Annotated in this window: 15 protein-coding genes; 4 read left to right on the forward strand and 11 right to left on the reverse strand. The window is 71.9% G+C overall.

Features of this window, described 5'->3' with window-relative positions; translation table 11 throughout:
* Nucleotides 1–171: 171 nt before the first annotated feature.
* From GTY56_RS29510 to GTY56_RS29520, 3 genes are all read right to left on the reverse strand, one after another.
* Entirely contained in the window at nucleotides 172–639 is a 468-nt protein-coding gene (locus tag GTY56_RS29510; protein ID WP_161368358.1) for a DoxX family protein, read from the reverse strand.
* Between the two features lie 508 nt (nucleotides 640–1,147).
* Nucleotides 1,148–1,879 carry a class I SAM-dependent methyltransferase gene (locus GTY56_RS29515; protein ID WP_161368359.1) on the reverse strand — a complete coding sequence of 244 codons (732 nt, stop codon included), beginning with the start codon at nucleotides 1,877–1,879 and terminating at the stop codon, nucleotides 1,148–1,150.
* A gap of 113 nt (nucleotides 1,880–1,992) precedes the next feature.
* The gene (locus tag GTY56_RS29520; protein WP_161368360.1) at nucleotides 1,993–2,904 is read right to left on the reverse strand and encodes an acyltransferase domain-containing protein; all 912 of its coding nucleotides are present in this window, start codon (nucleotides 2,902–2,904) and stop codon (nucleotides 1,993–1,995) included.
* A 75-nt stretch (nucleotides 2,905–2,979) separates the two neighbouring features.
* Here GTY56_RS29520 and GTY56_RS29525 point away from each other — a divergent pair, with 75 nt between their 5' ends.
* Nucleotides 2,980–3,243 carry a DUF6343 family protein gene (locus GTY56_RS29525; RefSeq protein ID WP_161368361.1) on the forward strand — a complete coding sequence of 88 codons (264 nt, stop codon included), beginning with the start codon at nucleotides 2,980–2,982 and terminating at the stop codon, nucleotides 3,241–3,243.
* Nucleotides 3,244–3,265: 22 nt separating this feature from the next.
* On the opposite strand, the gene GTY56_RS29530 is transcribed toward GTY56_RS29525, so the two are convergent.
* The 4 genes from GTY56_RS29530 to rpsA form a co-directional block, all read right to left on the reverse strand.
* Nucleotides 3,266–3,646, reverse strand: coding sequence for a tetratricopeptide repeat protein (locus GTY56_RS29530; protein WP_033310634.1), 381 nt, complete (start codon nucleotides 3,644–3,646; stop codon nucleotides 3,266–3,268).
* A 50-nt stretch (nucleotides 3,647–3,696) separates the two neighbouring features.
* Nucleotides 3,697–4,317 carry a dephospho-CoA kinase gene (gene coaE / locus GTY56_RS29535; RefSeq protein WP_161368362.1) on the reverse strand — a complete coding sequence of 207 codons (621 nt, stop codon included), beginning with the start codon at nucleotides 4,315–4,317 and terminating at the stop codon, nucleotides 3,697–3,699.
* 54 nt (nucleotides 4,318–4,371) lie between these two features.
* Nucleotides 4,372–5,310, reverse strand: a complete 939-nt coding sequence (locus GTY56_RS29540) for a PAC2 family protein (protein WP_161368363.1) — start codon at nucleotides 5,308–5,310, stop codon at nucleotides 4,372–4,374.
* Between the two features lie 233 nt (nucleotides 5,311–5,543).
* Nucleotides 5,544–7,040, reverse strand: coding sequence for a 30S ribosomal protein S1 (rpsA, locus tag GTY56_RS29545; RefSeq protein WP_161368364.1), 1,497 nt, complete (start codon nucleotides 7,038–7,040; stop codon nucleotides 5,544–5,546).
* Between the two features lie 314 nt (nucleotides 7,041–7,354).
* On the opposite strand from rpsA, the gene GTY56_RS29550 reads away from it, so the two are divergent.
* Both GTY56_RS29550 and hrpB read left to right on the forward strand, forming a co-directional pair.
* Nucleotides 7,355–8,215, forward strand: a complete 861-nt coding sequence (locus tag GTY56_RS29550; protein WP_346345616.1) for a class I SAM-dependent methyltransferase — start codon at nucleotides 7,355–7,357, stop codon at nucleotides 8,213–8,215.
* A 40-nt stretch (nucleotides 8,216–8,255) separates the two neighbouring features.
* Complete coding sequence (hrpB, locus tag GTY56_RS29555) at nucleotides 8,256–10,775, forward strand: ATP-dependent helicase HrpB (protein WP_161368365.1); 2,520 nt, start codon at nucleotides 8,256–8,258, stop codon at nucleotides 10,773–10,775.
* Here hrpB and pgfA read toward each other — a convergent pair.
* The 3 genes from pgfA to GTY56_RS29570 all read right to left on the reverse strand — a co-directional run bounded on the left by pgfA (nucleotide 10,765) and on the right by GTY56_RS29570 (nucleotide 13,816).
* The gene (pgfA, locus tag GTY56_RS29560) at nucleotides 10,765–11,757 is read right to left on the reverse strand and encodes a cell envelope lipid trafficking protein PgfA (RefSeq protein ID WP_161368366.1); all 993 of its coding nucleotides are present in this window, start codon (nucleotides 11,755–11,757) and stop codon (nucleotides 10,765–10,767) included. The genes hrpB and pgfA overlap by 11 nt on opposite strands.
* Before the next feature lie 25 nt (nucleotides 11,758–11,782).
* Entirely contained in the window at nucleotides 11,783–11,917 is a 135-nt protein-coding gene (locus GTY56_RS29565) for an SPW_0924 family protein (protein WP_161368367.1), read from the reverse strand.
* 150 nt (nucleotides 11,918–12,067) lie between these two features.
* On the reverse strand, nucleotides 12,068–13,816 hold the full coding sequence (locus tag GTY56_RS29570; RefSeq protein ID WP_161368368.1) for a lytic transglycosylase domain-containing protein: 1,749 nt from the start codon (nucleotides 13,814–13,816) through the stop codon (nucleotides 12,068–12,070).
* A 342-nt stretch (nucleotides 13,817–14,158) separates the two neighbouring features.
* Here GTY56_RS29570 and GTY56_RS29575 point away from each other — a divergent pair, with 342 nt between their 5' ends.
* Nucleotides 14,159–15,016 carry a DUF4184 family protein gene (locus GTY56_RS29575; RefSeq protein WP_161368369.1) on the forward strand — a complete coding sequence of 286 codons (858 nt, stop codon included), beginning with the start codon at nucleotides 14,159–14,161 and terminating at the stop codon, nucleotides 15,014–15,016.
* Here the strand turns inward: GTY56_RS29575 and GTY56_RS29580 are convergent.
* Nucleotides 14,934–15,599, reverse strand: coding sequence for a hypothetical protein (locus tag GTY56_RS29580; RefSeq protein WP_161368370.1), 666 nt, complete (start codon nucleotides 15,597–15,599; stop codon nucleotides 14,934–14,936). The genes GTY56_RS29575 and GTY56_RS29580 overlap by 83 nt on opposite strands.
* Between the last annotated feature and the right edge of the window lie 136 nt (nucleotides 15,600–15,735).

Below are 15,735 nucleotides of genomic sequence, written 5' to 3' on the forward strand. Positions count from 1 at the left end.
GGCAGCGTGCCCGGCCTCGGCCCCGGCGCGGGCAGCGGCCCCGGCGCGGGCTTCGGCAGCGGCTCGCGCGGACGGAGGCCGTGAAGAGGCCGGGGAACCGACGCGACCCCGGAGATGGGCCCTCACCCCTCCCGACACCACCGGAGCCGTGTGCGGCACGCCTCCATCCGGTCACGCCCGCCGCCGGCGCAGCAGCAGCCGCAGCAGCTCCGCGTTGTGCTCCCGCCGTGCCCACGCGATGAGGGTGAGCGGCACGATCAGAATCACCGGCGTCGCCGCATACTGCCCGTCGAAGACGGATATCTGCACGACGAACGCGCCCACCATCAGCGCGCCCAGCGCCATCGCCGCCACCGACTGGAGCACCGGGATCAACAGGGCGATCGCCCCGGCCAGTTCGAGCGCGCCGATGGTGTACATCCCCGCGCTGCCCCAGCCGAGCCGCTCGAACGACTCGGCAGCCGACGCATGCCCGATCAGCTTGGGCAGGGCGCTGGCGATCGCGTAGAAGAGGGCGAGCGCAACCTGCAAGGCGCGCAGGGCGATCCGGGCACGCCGCCCCCGGGCGGTCGCGGACTCGGCGATGACGACGCCGGCCGGGGTGGAGTCGGCGGTGACGGCAGCGGTGGCTTCGGACATGGAAGTCTCCTGGGGGAAGCGGTCCGTGGGATGTCGCGGTGTCGGAGGGACAGACCTCCCATCGCCCCGAAACTCATCGCAGCCGAGACGCAGAGCGACACTGAGGGACACCGAAGGACACCGAGCAGATCGTCACCGTGGGCCACCGCCCCAACGCCCACCGCCCGTCACGGGCAGAGCCGTTCGAGTCTCTTCCTCGGGCAAGGAGTCGTCCGGCTCTTCCGTGGTGTGCGCGCCGACCTCCTGCCACGCCCCGAACGCGGGGCCACCGATTCCGTACTGGCAGATCATCGGCAGTCCGAACAGATTGGCTGTCGACCGGCGGTGCTCGGGCCGCGGTTCCAGAGCCGTGAGGGGCACGCGTTTGACGAAGACCGGTGTGCCGGACACGTCCAGCCGGGCCGATGATCCGCCGATGCCGTGCCCAACGGGGTGGCCCTGTCCACCAGGGCGCGCAGCTCCGTGTCGCCGAGGACCGCCAGGGAGGTCGCGACCGTGTCGTAGTCGCTCAGCCGCCCCGGATCCACTCCCCCGGGCAGCCCCTCACCCACCCAGCCGCCTGGACCGCCGGCACCGCCCGCACCCATATCCGGTCCTCCGTCAGATAGCGGTCCACCTTCAGGCCCGCCTCCCGAAGGGCCTCCTCGAACTGCTCCTTGGTCAGGGGCCGCGCCCGGAACGTCTGGGTCCAGATCGCGTCCGGGAACTCGTACTCCGCGCGCACCGAGTGGACCCCGTCGCCGACCGGCTCCGACGACGCGATCCGCACGGTGAAACCGCTGCGGTCCTTGCGCTCGCGCGGCACGTTCTCGTGGTAGTCCTCGCCCTCCCGCTGGATCAGGACGCAGCCGCCCTGCGCGACATGGCGTGCGCAGGTGCTCAGCAGGCCGCGCCGTACCTCGGCGTCTCCCGTGTGCACGAGGAACGACGCGAGCAGTACCACGTCGAACGTCTCGCCCAGGTCGAGTTCCTCGATCGGGCTGCATATCGTGCGCGCGCCGTGCACGTGCTCCAGCATCGGGGCGGATTCGTCCACCGCCGTGACCGTGAATCCACGCTCCAGCAGTGCGTGGGTCATCCGGCCGACACCGCTGCCGAGTTCCAGGATGCTCGCGCCCTCGGGGACGGCGGCGGCGATGACGTCCGGCTCGTCCCCGACGGGCAGCCGGGAGTAGAGCTCGACCGCGCAGCCGTCCGGAGTGATGGCCCCGGGCCCCGTCCCCTCGTACCCCTCACGCATTTTCATCTCCATGCCCGTCCAACGGGCCGCGTCCGCACGCCCGTTCCCGTGCCGGCAGTCTTCACCCCACCGAGTGAACGGGGCGAGGTGAGCAGGGAGTGGGAGCGCGACGACTACAGCCGGAACCAACCGTGCCGCACGTACCAGTGACCGCCCGACCGCAGGTGGTCCCCCACCGCCCGCTCCACCGAAGTGCGCCTCGGCAGACCGGCCACCGGCAGGTCCGGGTCCCCGAAGACGAAACGGACGGGCTCGGTGTCCGCCGGTTCAGGCTCCTCACCGGGGTCACGGCCGGGCTCGAAGCGTTCCTGGAAGCGGACGATGTTGGAGTCCGGGCCGAGATGCTGTTTCAACTGCGGGTCGAGCAACCAGGAATGGCACACCGCCACCCGGTGCCGTTCCCTCGGGAAATGGCGGGCGAAGAACTCCCGTGCCAGTTCCAGGGACCGGTCGCAGGCCGCCGGTGTCAGCGGCCCCTGGAAGTCGGGGATGTGCAGGTTCAGGCAGGGCTCCCCCGGCACCACGTCCAGCCCGGCCCGCGCCACCGCCCGCCCCGTCCGCTGCCCGAGGCGGGCCCGCTCGAACTGGAGCCGCCCCAGCTGGTACAGCTCACCGCGGAAGTGATGGGTGAGCCACTGCGGGGCCTCCACCCCTCCCCTGCCGTGCCGACGCCGGTGGAACGCCATGTTCCGGCCGAGGTCGGCGAGGGTGCGACGGCTGACGTCGGCCGTGACACCCCGCTCGCGGTGGTAGGAGCGCGTGTACGGCAGCGCCGCGACGAACACGTACACGGCGAAGTACGGACCCAGCGCGGCCGGGGCTTCGGCGACGCGCTCGGCGAGCGGCACCTCGACCCCGGCCTCTCCGATGTCCCGTACCAGTTCCTCGACACACTCCTGCACGAGCCTCATGGCCCCGGCGTCCTCGCTGAGCGTCCGTCGCAGGGCGACCAGGTCGTTGATGTCCTCGTGCGGGACCGCCAGGTCGAGCAGGGTCTCGGGCAGTGCGTCGGCGTCCGGCAGCATGGGCGGCTCCCCCTGTCGGCCTTGGTGAACCCTCGCCGGGAAGAGTACGTTGCAAGGAGGAGTGGTGATCGAAGGATGCGTACAGGCAGTGAACCGCGGACCGCGCGCAGTGCCCTGCGGGCGCGCTTCTGGCTGAGCGTGTGGGGGCTGGTCTGGGCGCTCTTCGGGACGGTGGCGTTCGCGATCGCCGGGCGGAACGGGTGGGCCATCGCCTGCGGAGTGCTGCTGCTGATCGTCACGATCGACCTGGCCGTCGTCCTGCGGCGCATCCGGCAGGGCCCGCACTACCAGCCGGGCCCGGACATCCCGCCGTACCACCCTCCGGACCGACGCCCTTGACGCGGACGGGGGCGGGGACGGCTCACGAGTCGAAGTTCGCCGCCTTCAGGAACTCCGGGTTCGGGTCGAGGGCTGCCGCGAGGCGGAAGTGGCGTTTCGCCTGGTCGGGACGGCCCTGACGCTCATAGGTACGGGCGAGCGCGAAGTGCGCGAAAGCGTTGTCCGGCTCCCGCTCCAGGACGATCTGGAACTCCAGCTCCGCCGGCCTCAGCTGCGCGGCGGCGAAGAAGGCACGCGCCCGCAGCAGCCGCGCCGCGGTGTTCTCCGGGTGCGTGGCGATGACCCCGTCGAGCAGCTTCACCGCGCCCCGCGGGTCTCGCGCCGCGAGCAGTTGCTCGGCGGCGCGGAAGTCGATGACATGCGTCTCCGGGGTACGTCCGGTCGAACCGCTGGTCTCGGGCACGGCAGAGTCCTTCCCTCACTGGACGGGTTCAACGCTCCCACGGGGTGCCGCTATTCCGAGGGGGACGACCGGGACGCCTGTGACCTGCGCACCAGCTCGGCCCACACGTCCTTCACGCGCCGCTCCAGGTCCTCCAGCGGGACGTCGTTGTCGATCACGATGTCCGCGATCTCCCGGCGCTGCTCGCGCGTCGCCTGGGCGGCCATCCGGGCGCGGGCATCCTCCTCGGTCATGCCACGCAGCCGGACGAGCCGGTCGAGCTGGGTCTCGGGAGCCGCATCGACGACGATCACCAGGTCGTACAGCGGTGCCAGGCCGTTCTCCGTGAGGAGCGGGACGTCGTGGATGACGACCGCGTCCTCGGCGGCGGCCTCCTCCAGCTCGCGGGAGCGGGCACCCACCAGGGGGTGCACGATCGAGTTGAGAGTGGCGAGCCGGTCCGCGTCGGCGAAGACGATGGCGCCGAGGCGGGGCCGGTCCAGGCTGCCGTCGGCGGCGAGGATCTCCTCCCCGAAGGCCTCGACGACCGAGGCGAGCCCCGGTGTCCCCGGTGCGACGACCTCCCGCGCGATGCGGTCCGCGTCGATCAGCACAGCGCCGCACGCGACGAGCAGCCGTGACACCTCACTCTTGCCGGCGCCGATGCCGCCGGTCAGGCCCACCTTCAGCATGTCCCGCAGCTTAGGCCCTGCCACCGACAGGGCCCCCGCCGGGCCGCCCCGGGGTCAGTTGTCGCCTTCTCGTTCCGCCAGGAACTTCTCGAACTCCTGGCCGATCTCGTCCGCCGACGGGATGTCCACCGGCTCGGCGAGCATGTTGCCGCGGGTCTCGGCGCCGGCGACGGCGTCGTACTGGTGCTCCAGGCCGTCGATGAGCGCGGTGAGGTCCTCGTCGCCCTCGCGGATCTGCCGGTCGATCTCCGTCTGGGTGCGGTGGGCCTCCGAGCGCAGGGTGTGGGCGATGCCCGGCAGGACCAGTCCGGTCGCCGCCGTGATGGCCTCCAGCACCGTCAGGGCGGCGTCCGGGTAGGGGGAGCGGGCGATGTAGTGCGGGACGTGGGCTGCCACGCCCAGGACGTCGTGTCCGGCCTGGAGCAGGCGGTACTCGATGAGGGACTCGGCGCTGCCGGGCACCTGCGCCTCTTCGAAGGGGCTGGGGTGGCCCGGGACGAGGTCGGTGCGGTTGCCGTGCGGGGTCAGGCCGACGGGCCGGGTGTGCGGGACGCCCATCGGGATGCCGTGGAAGTTCACGGAGAGGCGGACTCCGAGCCGCTCCACGATCTGCTTCACGGCGGCGGCGAAGCGCTCCCACTCCACGTCCGGCTCGGGGCCGGACAGCAACAGGAAGGGCGCGCCGGTGGCGTCCTGGACGAGCCGCACCTCAAGGGCGGGGTCCTCGTAGTCGCTCCAGCGGTCGCGCTTGAACGTCAGCAGCGGGCGGCGGGCGCGGTAGTCAACGAGCCGGTCGTGGTCGAAGCGGGCGACCAGCTGGTGCGGCAGCGAGTCGAGCACCCGGTCGACGATCTGGTCGCCCGTCTCGCCCGCGTCGATGTATCCGTCGAAGTGGTAGAGCATGACAAGTCCGGCCGACTCCTGGGCGAGCGCCATGTCGACGACAGCCAGCCCCTTCGGCTCCCAGGCGTACAAATCCTGCGGATCAAGCACAGTGACCGCTCCTCCTCGTGTTCACACTCCACAACGCCGTTGCGGGCATGGGCATTCCCGCAGGAGGAGATGCATGATCTTGACCGGCGGCCGGGGTGCGCCTTCAGGGACCCGGAGGACTGCGATCAGCCACCGGCCACCCGCAGCCGGACGAAGGACGACACGACTGAGGGACCGCACCCCGGAAGGTACGGTCCCTCAAGCCTTCAACTGCCCTCAGCTAGAAGCCGACGTCAGCTCTGGCCACCGGCCAGCTTCTCGCGCAGCGCGGCAAGCGCCTCGTCCGAGGCCAGCGCGCCGGAGTTGTCCGGGCCCTCGGAGGAGTACGAACCGCCACCGCCGGAAGCGGCCGGAGCGGCAGCCTCGCCACCCTCGGCAGCGGCCTTCTCGTCCGCCTCGCGGGACTTGATGACCTGCGCCTGGTGCTGCTCGAAGCGCTGCTGCGCCTCGGCGTACTGGGTCTCCCACGCCTCGCGCTGGGTCTCGTAGCCCTCGAGCCAGTCGTTGGTCTCGGGGTCGAAGCCCTCGGGGTAGATGTAGTTGCCCTGGTCGTCGTAGGACGCGGCCATGCCGTACAGGGTCGGGTCGAACTCGACCGAGGCCGGGTCGGCACCGAAGGACTCGTTGGCCTGCTTCAGCGAGAGGCTGATGCGACGGCGCTCGAGGTCGATGTCGATGACCTTGACGAAGATCTCGTCGTTGACCTGGACGACCTGCTCCGGGATCTCCACGTGGCGCTCGGCCAGCTCGGAGATGTGGACCAGACCCTCGATGCCCTCGTCCACGCGGACGAACGCACCGAACGGAACCAGCTTCGTGACCTTGCCGGGCACGACCTGGCCGATCTGGTGGGTGCGGGCGAACTGCTGCCACGGGTCTTCCTGGGTCGCCTTCAGCGACAGGGAGACACGCTCGCGGTCCATGTCGACGTCGAGAACCTCGACGGTGACTTCCTGGCCGACCTCGACAACCTCGGACGGGTGGTCGATGTGCTTCCAGGAGAGCTCGGAGACGTGAACCAGACCGTCGACGCCACCCAGGTCCACGAAGGCGCCGAAGTTGACGATCGAGGAGACGACGCCGGAACGGACCTGACCCTTCTGGAGGGTCGTGAGGAACGTCTGGCGGACCTCGGACTGGGTCTGCTCCAGCCAGGCACGGCGGGACAGGACCACGTTGTTGCGGTTCTTGTCCAGCTCGATGATCTTGGCCTCGAGCTCCTTGCCCACGTAGGGCTGGAGGTCGCGGACGCGGCGCATCTCGACCAGGGAGGCCGGAAGGAAGCCACGGAGGCCGATGTCGAGGATGAGACCACCCTTGACGACCTCGATGACGGTACCGGTGACGATCCCGTCCTCTTCCTTGATCTTCTCGATGGTGCCCCAGGCACGCTCGTACTGGGCGCGCTTCTTCGAGAGGATCAGGCGGCCTTCCTTGTCCTCCTTCTGGAGAACAAGGGCTTCGATCTCGTCACCGACGGCGACGACCTCGTTGGGGTCGACGTCGTGCTTGATCGAGAGCTCACGGCTCGGGATCACGCCTTCGGTCTTGTAACCGATGTCGAGCAGGACCTCGTCCCGGTCGACCTTCACGATGACGCCGTCGACGATGTCGCCGTCGTTGAAGTACTTGATCGTCTCGTCGATCGCGGCGAGGAAGGCTTCCTCGTTACCGATGTCGTTGACCGCTACCTGCGGGGTGGTGGCGGTGGTCTCGGTGCTGCTCGTCATGTGGGAAAGGGCTCCGGTACGGACATTGAAGTCGTAGGTACTGCTACGCCGGGAGCCCGTTTCGCTCTGCAGAAGCCGGACAGCCAAGGAAGCGCCACTCAGAAACGGTGGCGCCTCGACAACCGAGGGGACATACATACAGATGCGAGCGCAGCCTGCTACGTCTGAGGTGCGCAGGCCCGCAGCGCAACTTGTAGCATACGGGGGCAGCCGGGCAGGGTCAATGCGCGAAGCCGCCCACGCGGGGCGGATCGCCGCATTCCCGGCACAAGTCGTGTCGTCCGAGGCCACGCGGGCCGTACGACGTCCCCTTTGTGACGCCACCGGGACCGGCTGGACGGAAGAGTACGACGAGGGAGCCGATCATCCAAGAGTCCGAAGCGCCCGAACCCGAGGCCACCCGGCGTGATGCCGATGTCGCGGAAAGCTCCCGGGCCAATCGTGGCTGGTGGGACCGCAACGCGGACGAGTACCAGATCGAGCACGGCACGTTCCTCGGCGACGACCGCTTCGTCTGGGGCCCCGAGGGCCTGGACGAGGTGGAGGCCGAACTGCTGGGCCCGCCGGAGGGGCTGAAGGGCCGCGACGTGCTGGAGATCGGCGCCGGCGCCGCCCAGTGCTCGCGCTGGCTGACCGCCCAGGGCGCGCGTCCGGTCGCCCTGGACATCTCGCACCGGCAGCTCCAGCACGCGCTGCGCATCGGCGGTTCCTTCCCCCTGGTGTGCGCCGACGCCGGTGCGCTGCCCTTCGCGGACGGCTCGTTCGACCTGGCCTGCTCGGCGTACGGGGCGCTGCCCTTCGTCGCCGATCCGCGCCAGGTCCTGCGGGAGGTGCGCCGGGTGCTGCGGCCCGGGGGTAGGCTCGTGTTCTCGGTGACGCATCCGATCCGCTGGGCCTTCCCGGACGAGCCGGGGCCGGAAGGCCTGTCGGTGTCGGCTTCCTATTTCGACCGCACCCCTTACGTCGAGCAGGACGACGAGGGCCATGCGGTCTACGTCGAGCACCACCGCACGCTGGGCGACCGCGTCCGGGACGTGGTGGCGTCGGGATTCCGTCTGGTCGACCTGGTGGAGCCGGAGTGGCCCGTGTGGAACACCTCCGAGTGGGGCGGCTGGTCGCCGTTGCGCGGGAACCTGATCCCGGGGACGGCGATCTTCGTGTGCGAGCGGGACTGAGCCGCCAACGACTTCTGCCCGGGCGTACGACACTGATGGCGTGATCCGTGACGACGCCCTGACCTCCCTGCCCGTACGCGGTGCCCTGCCCGCCCTGCGCGAAGCCCTCGACGGGCACGGCACCGCCGTCCTGGTGGCGCCGCCCGGCACCGGCAAGACGACGCTGGTGCCGCTGGCGCTCGCGGGGCTGCTCGGGGAGGGGCCCGAGCGGCGGGTGATCGTGGCCGAGCCGCGGCGGATCGCGGCCCGGGCCGCTGCGCGCCGGATGGCGTGGCTGCTGGGCGAGAAGCCGGGCGAGAGCGTCGGCCACACCGTGCGCGGGGAACGGGTCGTCGGGCGGCACACGCGCGTGGAGGTCGTGACGACCGGTGTGCTCCTCCAGCGGCTGCAACGGGACCAGGAGCTGGCCGGCGTGGACGCTGTGGTGCTCGACGAGTGCCACGAGCGGCACCTGGACGCGGACACGGCCGCGGCCTTCCTCTGGGACGTACGGCAGAACCTGCGGCCGGAGCTGCGGCTGGTGGCCGCCTCGGCGACGACCGACGCGCAGGGGTGGGCGCGGCTGCTGGGCGGTGCGCCGGTGGTCGAGGCGCAGGGCACGGCGTATCCGGTGGAGACCGTGTGGGCGCCGCCGGTGCGGCCCGTACGCCCGCCGCACGGGATGCGGGTCGATCCGGCGCTGCTGACACATGTGGCGTCCGTGGTGCGGCGGGCGCTGGCCGAGCGGGAGGGGGACGTGTTGTGCTTCCTGCCGGGAGTGGGCGAGATCGCCCGGGTCGCCGGGCAGCTCGCGGGGCTCGGTGGGGTCGAGGTGCTCCAGGTGCACGGGCGGGCGCCGGCGGCCGTGCAGGACGCGGTGCTGCTGCCCGGGGAGCGGCGGCGCGTCGTGCTGGCCACGTCCGTCGCGGAGTCGTCGCTGACGGTGCCGGGGGTCCGGGTCGTCGTGGATTCGGGGCTGGCGCGCGAGCCGCGGGTGGACCACGCGCGCGGGCTGAGCGCGCTGACGACGGTGCGGGCGTCGCAGGCGGCCGGGCGGCAGCGGGCGGGGCGGGCCGGGCGTGAGGCGCCGGGGGCGGTGTACCGCTGCTGGGCGGAGGCCGAGGATGCCCGTCTGCCGCGGTTCCCGTCACCGGAGATCAAGGTGGCCGACCTGACGGCGTTCGCCCTTCAGGTGGCGTGCTGGGGGGATCCGGACGCGTCGGGTCTGGCGCTGCTGGACGGGCCGCCGGGTGGGGCGATGTCGGCGGCGCGGCAGGTCTTGGCGGCGGTGGGGGCGGTGGACTCCGCCGGGCGGGCCACGGAGCGGGGAGTCCGGCTGAGCCGGGTGGGGGTGCACCCCCGGCTGGGGCGGGCCCTGCTCGACTCCGTCCCGTTCACGGGGGCCGAGCGGGCTGCGGAGGTCGTGGCGCTGTTGAGCGAGGAGGCTCCGCGGGAGTACGGCGACGATCTGGCCGGTGCTCTGCGTCGTGCTCGGCACGGAGGTGACGCCTACTCCTCGCGGTGGCGGACGGAGGTCCGGCGGCTGCGGGCCGCCGTTTCCGGTGTGTCCGGCAAGGCGGCGGAAGCGGAGACGCCGGCGGGTCTCTCCGAGGAGCAGCAGGCCGGCCTCGTCGCCGCGCTCGCCTTTCCCGAACGGGTCGCCAGGGCCGACGGCGGGTCGTATCTCATGGTGTCGGGGACGCGGGCGGAGGCCGGCGCGGGGAGCGCGCTGCGCGGGGCGCAGTGGGTGGCCGTCGCCGTGGCGGACCGGCCCGTCGGCAAGGGGCACGCGCGCGTGCAGTCGGGGGCGGTCGTGGACGAGGACGTGGCCCGGCTCGCCGCGGGCGCGCTGCTCGACGAGCGGGACGAGGTCCGGTGGGACGGCGGGGACGTCGTCGCGCGGAGGGTGGAGCGGCTGGGAGCCGTGGAACTGGCCGTGCGGGCGCTGAAGGACCCCGACCCGGGACTGGTGCGCGACGCGCTGCTCGACGGGCTCCGGCGGGAGGGGTTCGGACTGTTGCGGTGGTCGGCGGAGGCCGAGGCCCTGCGGCAGCGGCTGGCGTTCCTGCGGCTCCATGCCGGGGCGCCCTGGCCGGACGTGGCCGACGACGCGCTGCACGCGCGCGTGGAGGAGTGGCTGGAGCCGGAACTCGGCCGGGCGCGGCGGCGGGCCGATCTGGCGCGGATCGACGCCGGGCAGGCGCTCGCCCGGCTGCTGCCCTGGTCCTCCGGCGAGGCGGGGCGGCTCGACGAGCTGGCCCCGGAGCGGATGACGGTGCCGAGCGGTTCGAGGATCCGGATCGACTACTCCCGGCCCGAGCAGCCCGTGCTGGCGGTGAAGCTCCAGGAGATGTTCGGGCTCCAGGAGTCGCCCCGGGTCGCCGGGGTGCCGCTGCTCGTGCACCTGCTGTCCCCGGCGGGGCGCCCGGCCGCCGTCACCGCCGATCTCGCCTCGTTCTGGCGGGACGGCTACAGGGGCGTACGGGCGGAGCTGCGGGGGCGCTACCCGAAGCATCCGTGGCCCGAGGACCCGGCGGGTGCCGAGCCGACCCGGCACACCAACGCTCGGCTCAGGCGCTGACCGACGACGGTTCCCCGGCCGCCCTGGGCGCCGGGCCCGAGGGGCGGCGGCTGCGCGCCTCCAGGTACAGCGCGAGGGCCAGCAGGAGGACACCGAGGGTCAGGAAGCCCCAGGGCAGGTAGGACGTCATCAGCAGGATGAGCAGGCGCTGGGACTTCACCAGGTCGACGGTGTGCGTGATGTAGTCCTCGCGCATCTTCACGTGGCCGGCGAACGCGGTCACCTTGTCGCGGTCGCCGAGGAGGGTGCCGCCGCGCAGTTCCTCGCGGTGGATCTCCTCTCCGTACACGGGCGCCCCGGTGAGGGGTTCGACCCAGAACTTGCGGACCGTGGTATACCAGCGGGTCGTGCCGGTCCGTGCCACCGTCTCGGGGGTGAGACCCTCGACGGGGAGGGTCTTCGGGATCTTCACCTGGGTCCAGGGGATGGTCTGCTCGAAGTAGTAGACCTCCAGACCGCGGAAGTCCCGGGTGCCCTCGTAGGTGATGGGCGCGGTGAGGCGGGCTTGGGCGTCGAAGTACTCGTAGGCCCGTTTCTCCGTCAGGAACGGCCATTTGAACTCGATGCCCGTGCGGCGCACCGGGTCGCCGTCGACCATCTCGCCGGTGGCGTGGACGGGTTCCTGGGTGTGGGCGTCGAAGATGTAGCGCTCGGGGATCTTGGAGACCATCTTGCCGTCGGGGCCGACGACGTAGGACAGGCCGTCCCAGACGACGACGTCCCGCCCGGCCGACTCCTCGATCCGCTCGGAGGCCTCCACGTTGCCCTTGAGGGTCTGGACGATGGTGACCTTGGGGACCTTCTTCGCCCGCATGGTGCCGTAGTCGAGGAGGGTGGCGTCCTTCGCCTCCAGGACCATGTCCTGGTACTGGTTCGCGGGGACCTTGGCGAGGCGCGGGAAGGCGTACCAGCGCAGCAGCGGTGACAGGGCCGCGAAGAACACGGCGAGGGCGAGCAGGACCAGGCCGGCCTTGCGGCGCATCTCGGCCTCCCTCCCGGGCGGGCGGTCAGGGGTGTGCGGGCACGGTCGTCAGCAGCGGCTTCGGGGACGTCCCGCCCGAGGAGGTGCCGAGGGCGGTCAGCGTCAGGACCACGGCGAACGCGACGGCGAGACCGGTGGCGGCAGCGATGAGGGCGCGCATACGGAACCTCCCCACGGGTCACGACGGGAAGAACTGATACCCCGTCAGGTTTCTCGGCACCGTAGCAACGAGCGGCGGAGATGAGAACACGTTGCACACACAACGACGCCCCTCCTCATGCGGAGGGGCGTCGCGTGTCGTACCTGAGAGCTACGCGCTCGGACTGGCCGAAGCGCTCGGCGAGGACGTCTCGGCCGCCGCCACGGTCAGTTCGACGGTGAGCGCCGCTCCGCCGGCCGTGGTGATGCGCAGCAGGAACGTGCCGGTCGTGTCGTCCGCGTACAGCTTCGGCAGCTTCAGCAGGCCCTTGGCGTCCGTCTTCAGGCCCGTGAGGCTGCGGACGGTCTTGCCGTCGGCGTCCTTGAAGTAGGGGCCCTTGTCGCTGGCGGTCGCGTCGCCCGCGGACGCGATCAGCGTGGCGGTGGCCGCGACACCGTCGGCGACGGCACCGTTGTACGTGGCTTTCACCTCGACCTGGTTCGCGAACTCGCCGCCCGGGGCGCAGGTCAGTGCGGTGTCACCGGTGCGGACGAGGGTGTCCGCCGCGCGCTCGGTGACGGTGGCCTTGTAGTCGAGGCCCGGGACGGTACGGCCCACGACGGTGGCGCGGACGGTGACCGCTCCGATCGTCTCCCCCGCCTGGAGGGCGGGCGCCACGGCCACGCCGGAGCTGTTGGTGGCAACCGTGGCCACGCTCTCACCGCCGGTGAAGGTGGTGTCCGTGTCGCCGACGATCGTGAAGCGGACCCTGACCTTGGCGACGGCCTTGCCGGCCTCCGTCTCGGCGCGGGTGCTGATCCGCTTGCTGAACGCGTCGCCCGCCATGGCGGTGAGCTTCGCGGTTCCGGCGTCCTCCAGGTGGTCCACCGTGTCGGTGGGCGTGGGAGACGTCGTGGGCGGCGCGGACGGCGTACCGGGCGGCGTGGTGGGCGGCTTCGGGGTCGTCGTACCGCCGCCGGGCTTCCCGGGCTTGCCCGGTTTGCCGGGCTTGGGACGGTCGGGCCCGGGCGTCGAGCTGCCGGGAGGGGTGGTGCCCGGCGTGGTGGGCGTGGGGCTCGCGCCCGCGCCGTCGTCGCTGCGGTTGCCGGGCAGCGTGCCGGTGCCGTCCGGGACCTCGTGCGTGCCCTTGCGGTAGTACTCCAGCCACCTCATCACGAGGCTCAGGTACTCCCGCGACTGGTTGTAGCTGAGGATCGCACGGTCGAGATCGTCCTGGTCGGACAGGTCCCTGTTGTTGCGGCACAGGTAGTGGCCGGCGGCGAGCGCGGCGTCGTAGATGTTGTTGGGGTCCTTCTTGCCGTCCGCGTTGCCGTCGCGGCCGGCCCACGCCCAGGTGGAGGGGATGAACTGCATGGGGCCGACGGCCGAGTCGTACGTGCTGTTGCCGTCGTACGCGCCGTTGTCGGTGTCCTTGATGAGGGCGAAGCCGTTGCCGTCGAGCTGCGGGCCCAGGATCGGCTTGATGGTGGTGCCGTCGGCCCTGACCTGGCCGCCACGAGCCTGTCCCGACTCCACCCGGCCGATGGCGGCGAGGAGTTGCCAGGGAAGGTTGCAGCCCGGCTTCTTTTCGCGCAGCGCGGTCTCGGCCTTCTTGTAGGCGTCGAGGACGGTCGCGGGGATGCCGGCTTCCGTGACGCCCGTGCCGCCCGGGCCGGGGCCCGTGGACGGTGACGGGTTCGGGCTCTTGAGCGGAGGCAGATCCGTGTAGTACGGCGAGTTGCCCGTGGCGCTGCCGTCGGAGGCACTCGCTTCGGGTGAGGGGGTGGCGTCGGCGGCGGTCTGTCTGCCGTGGTCGTTGACACCCGGAGCCTGGGAGGCGGACAGGGCCGCGACCGCAACCGCGGCCACGGCGGTGGTCGCCGCTCCCTTGCGCAGCCTCCTGCCGAATTGCGCCGCCATAGAGTGAACCCCTCCCGTGGACGCCGCAGCGCCCGGTCTACGTCTGCAGTGTTCGCCCTGTTGTGACGATCCAACCGCCCGAGGGGTTGCCCTCCGACGGCCACAACTCTGTTCTCTTGCGTGCTCTGCTCTTTACCGCGTTCACGTGATCGACGCACTCCCCGCGCGGCGACTCTGGCGACCCTACGACAACTTCCTTTGCTCGGGCACCCGTTCGTGACCGTTTTTCACCAGTTGGTCATGTGTGCCGCGTGACGTCGTCCGCGGACCGGCATCCCGCATACTGGGCCACTCACCGCCGGGCGTCCCGGTCCGGTGCAACAACCGTCGCGGGGAGCCGAGTTGCCGTTCACGCTGAGCCATGCGGCAGCCGTGCTGCCCGCCGTACGCACCGACGGCACGGGCCGGGGCCCGCTGGTGCCCGCCGTGCTCGTGGCGGGTTCCTTCGCGCCCGACATGACCTACTACGCGGCGAGTGTGCTGTCCGGGGCGATGGAGTTCGGTGACGTCACGCACGCCCTTCCGGGGGTCTTCACCGTCGATGTGCTCATCGCCTGGGCGCTGGTGGGGCTGTGGCTGCTGGCGCGTGAACCGCTCGTCGCGCTGCTCCCGCGGGCCCGGCAGGGGCGGGTGGCGGCCCTGCTGCGGTGCGGGGCGCCGCGCGAGCGGGTGCGGCCGTCGCTGGTGGCGCGGTGGTACGTCTCCGCGGTGCTCGGTGCGCTGACCCATGTGGTGTGGGACGCGTTCACGCATCTCGACCGGTGGGGCATGCGGTTGTTTCCGGTGCTGGGCCGGGAGGTGGCGGGCTCGCCGCTGTACTGGTACCTGCAGTACGGCGGTTCGGCGGTGGCCGCGGTCGTGATCGCCGTGTTCGTGGCGCGTGCGCTGCGACGGACGCCCGCACACGAGCCGGCGGGGGTCCCCGTCCTCGCGGTACGGGACCGGTGGGCGGCCGCTGCCCTGATCGGCGGCTTCGCGCTGGTGGGGGCGGTGCAGCGGGCGTCGCGGTGGTGGGCGTACTGGGGCTCTGCCGCGAAGCCGTGGGAGATCGTTCCGACGGTGTGCTTCGGCGCGGGCGCGGGACTCGTCCCGGCGCTGCTGCTCTACGCCGTGGTGGTCAGGGCGCGGCGTCCGGCTCCGGTCCCCACGGCTCCTGCCCCTGCCGCCGGGACGGAGCCGAGCCGCCCGGCCGCTCGCTGAGCGTGCTGTCCGCCGTGATGTACACGGTGATGGTGGTGTGCGCGGGGCGGGGGCGCGGGAGCAGGGTGAGGACGAGGGTCAGGTAGTCACGGGCCAGTCGGGTCCAGGGGCGGGATTTGCCCGGGGCTTCGGGTGCACAGGGGGGCCGGGCCTCGGCGGGTGTGTTGCCGGTGACGGCGACGAGGGCAGTCAGGGCCTCGGTGCCGGTGAGGCCCGTGAGCGCGGACAGAGCATCCGTGCCGGTGAGGCCTGTCAGCGCGGACAGAGCATCCGTGCCGGTGAGGCCCGTGAGTGCAGCCAGGGCATCCGTGTCGGTGCCGACGAGCAAGGGAGCGGCGGGCAGGTCGTCTGCGCCCGCCAGGGCCGTGGCGGCGGGCAGGGCGCCGGTGCCGGTGGAGCCGAGCCGCCGCCGGCCGGGGGACAGGCGCCGGCGGAGGTCCGTCGTCGCGTGGCGCAGGGCCGAGGTGAAGGTGACGGGGACGCGAACCGTACTCGCGGCGGCCTCGAACGCCGGGACCGGCGACAGAGCCACGCCTGATGCCGTGCCTGATGCCGTGCGGCTGAGGAACGTGCGTATACCCATGCCCCGCATCTTTGCGAGCACAGGGGGCAAAGGCGCCTTCTCGGGGGCCACGCGAGTGACGGTTCGGCGGCGGCCGGGGCGGGCCGTGCCCCGGGCGGGCCGGTGCCCGGGGCGGGCGTTGCCCCAGGGGCCGGGG

It is taken from the genome of Streptomyces sp. SID5643, from assembly GCF_009872555.1.
GTDB lineage: Bacteria > Actinomycetota > Actinomycetes > Streptomycetales > Streptomycetaceae > Streptomyces > Streptomyces iakyrus.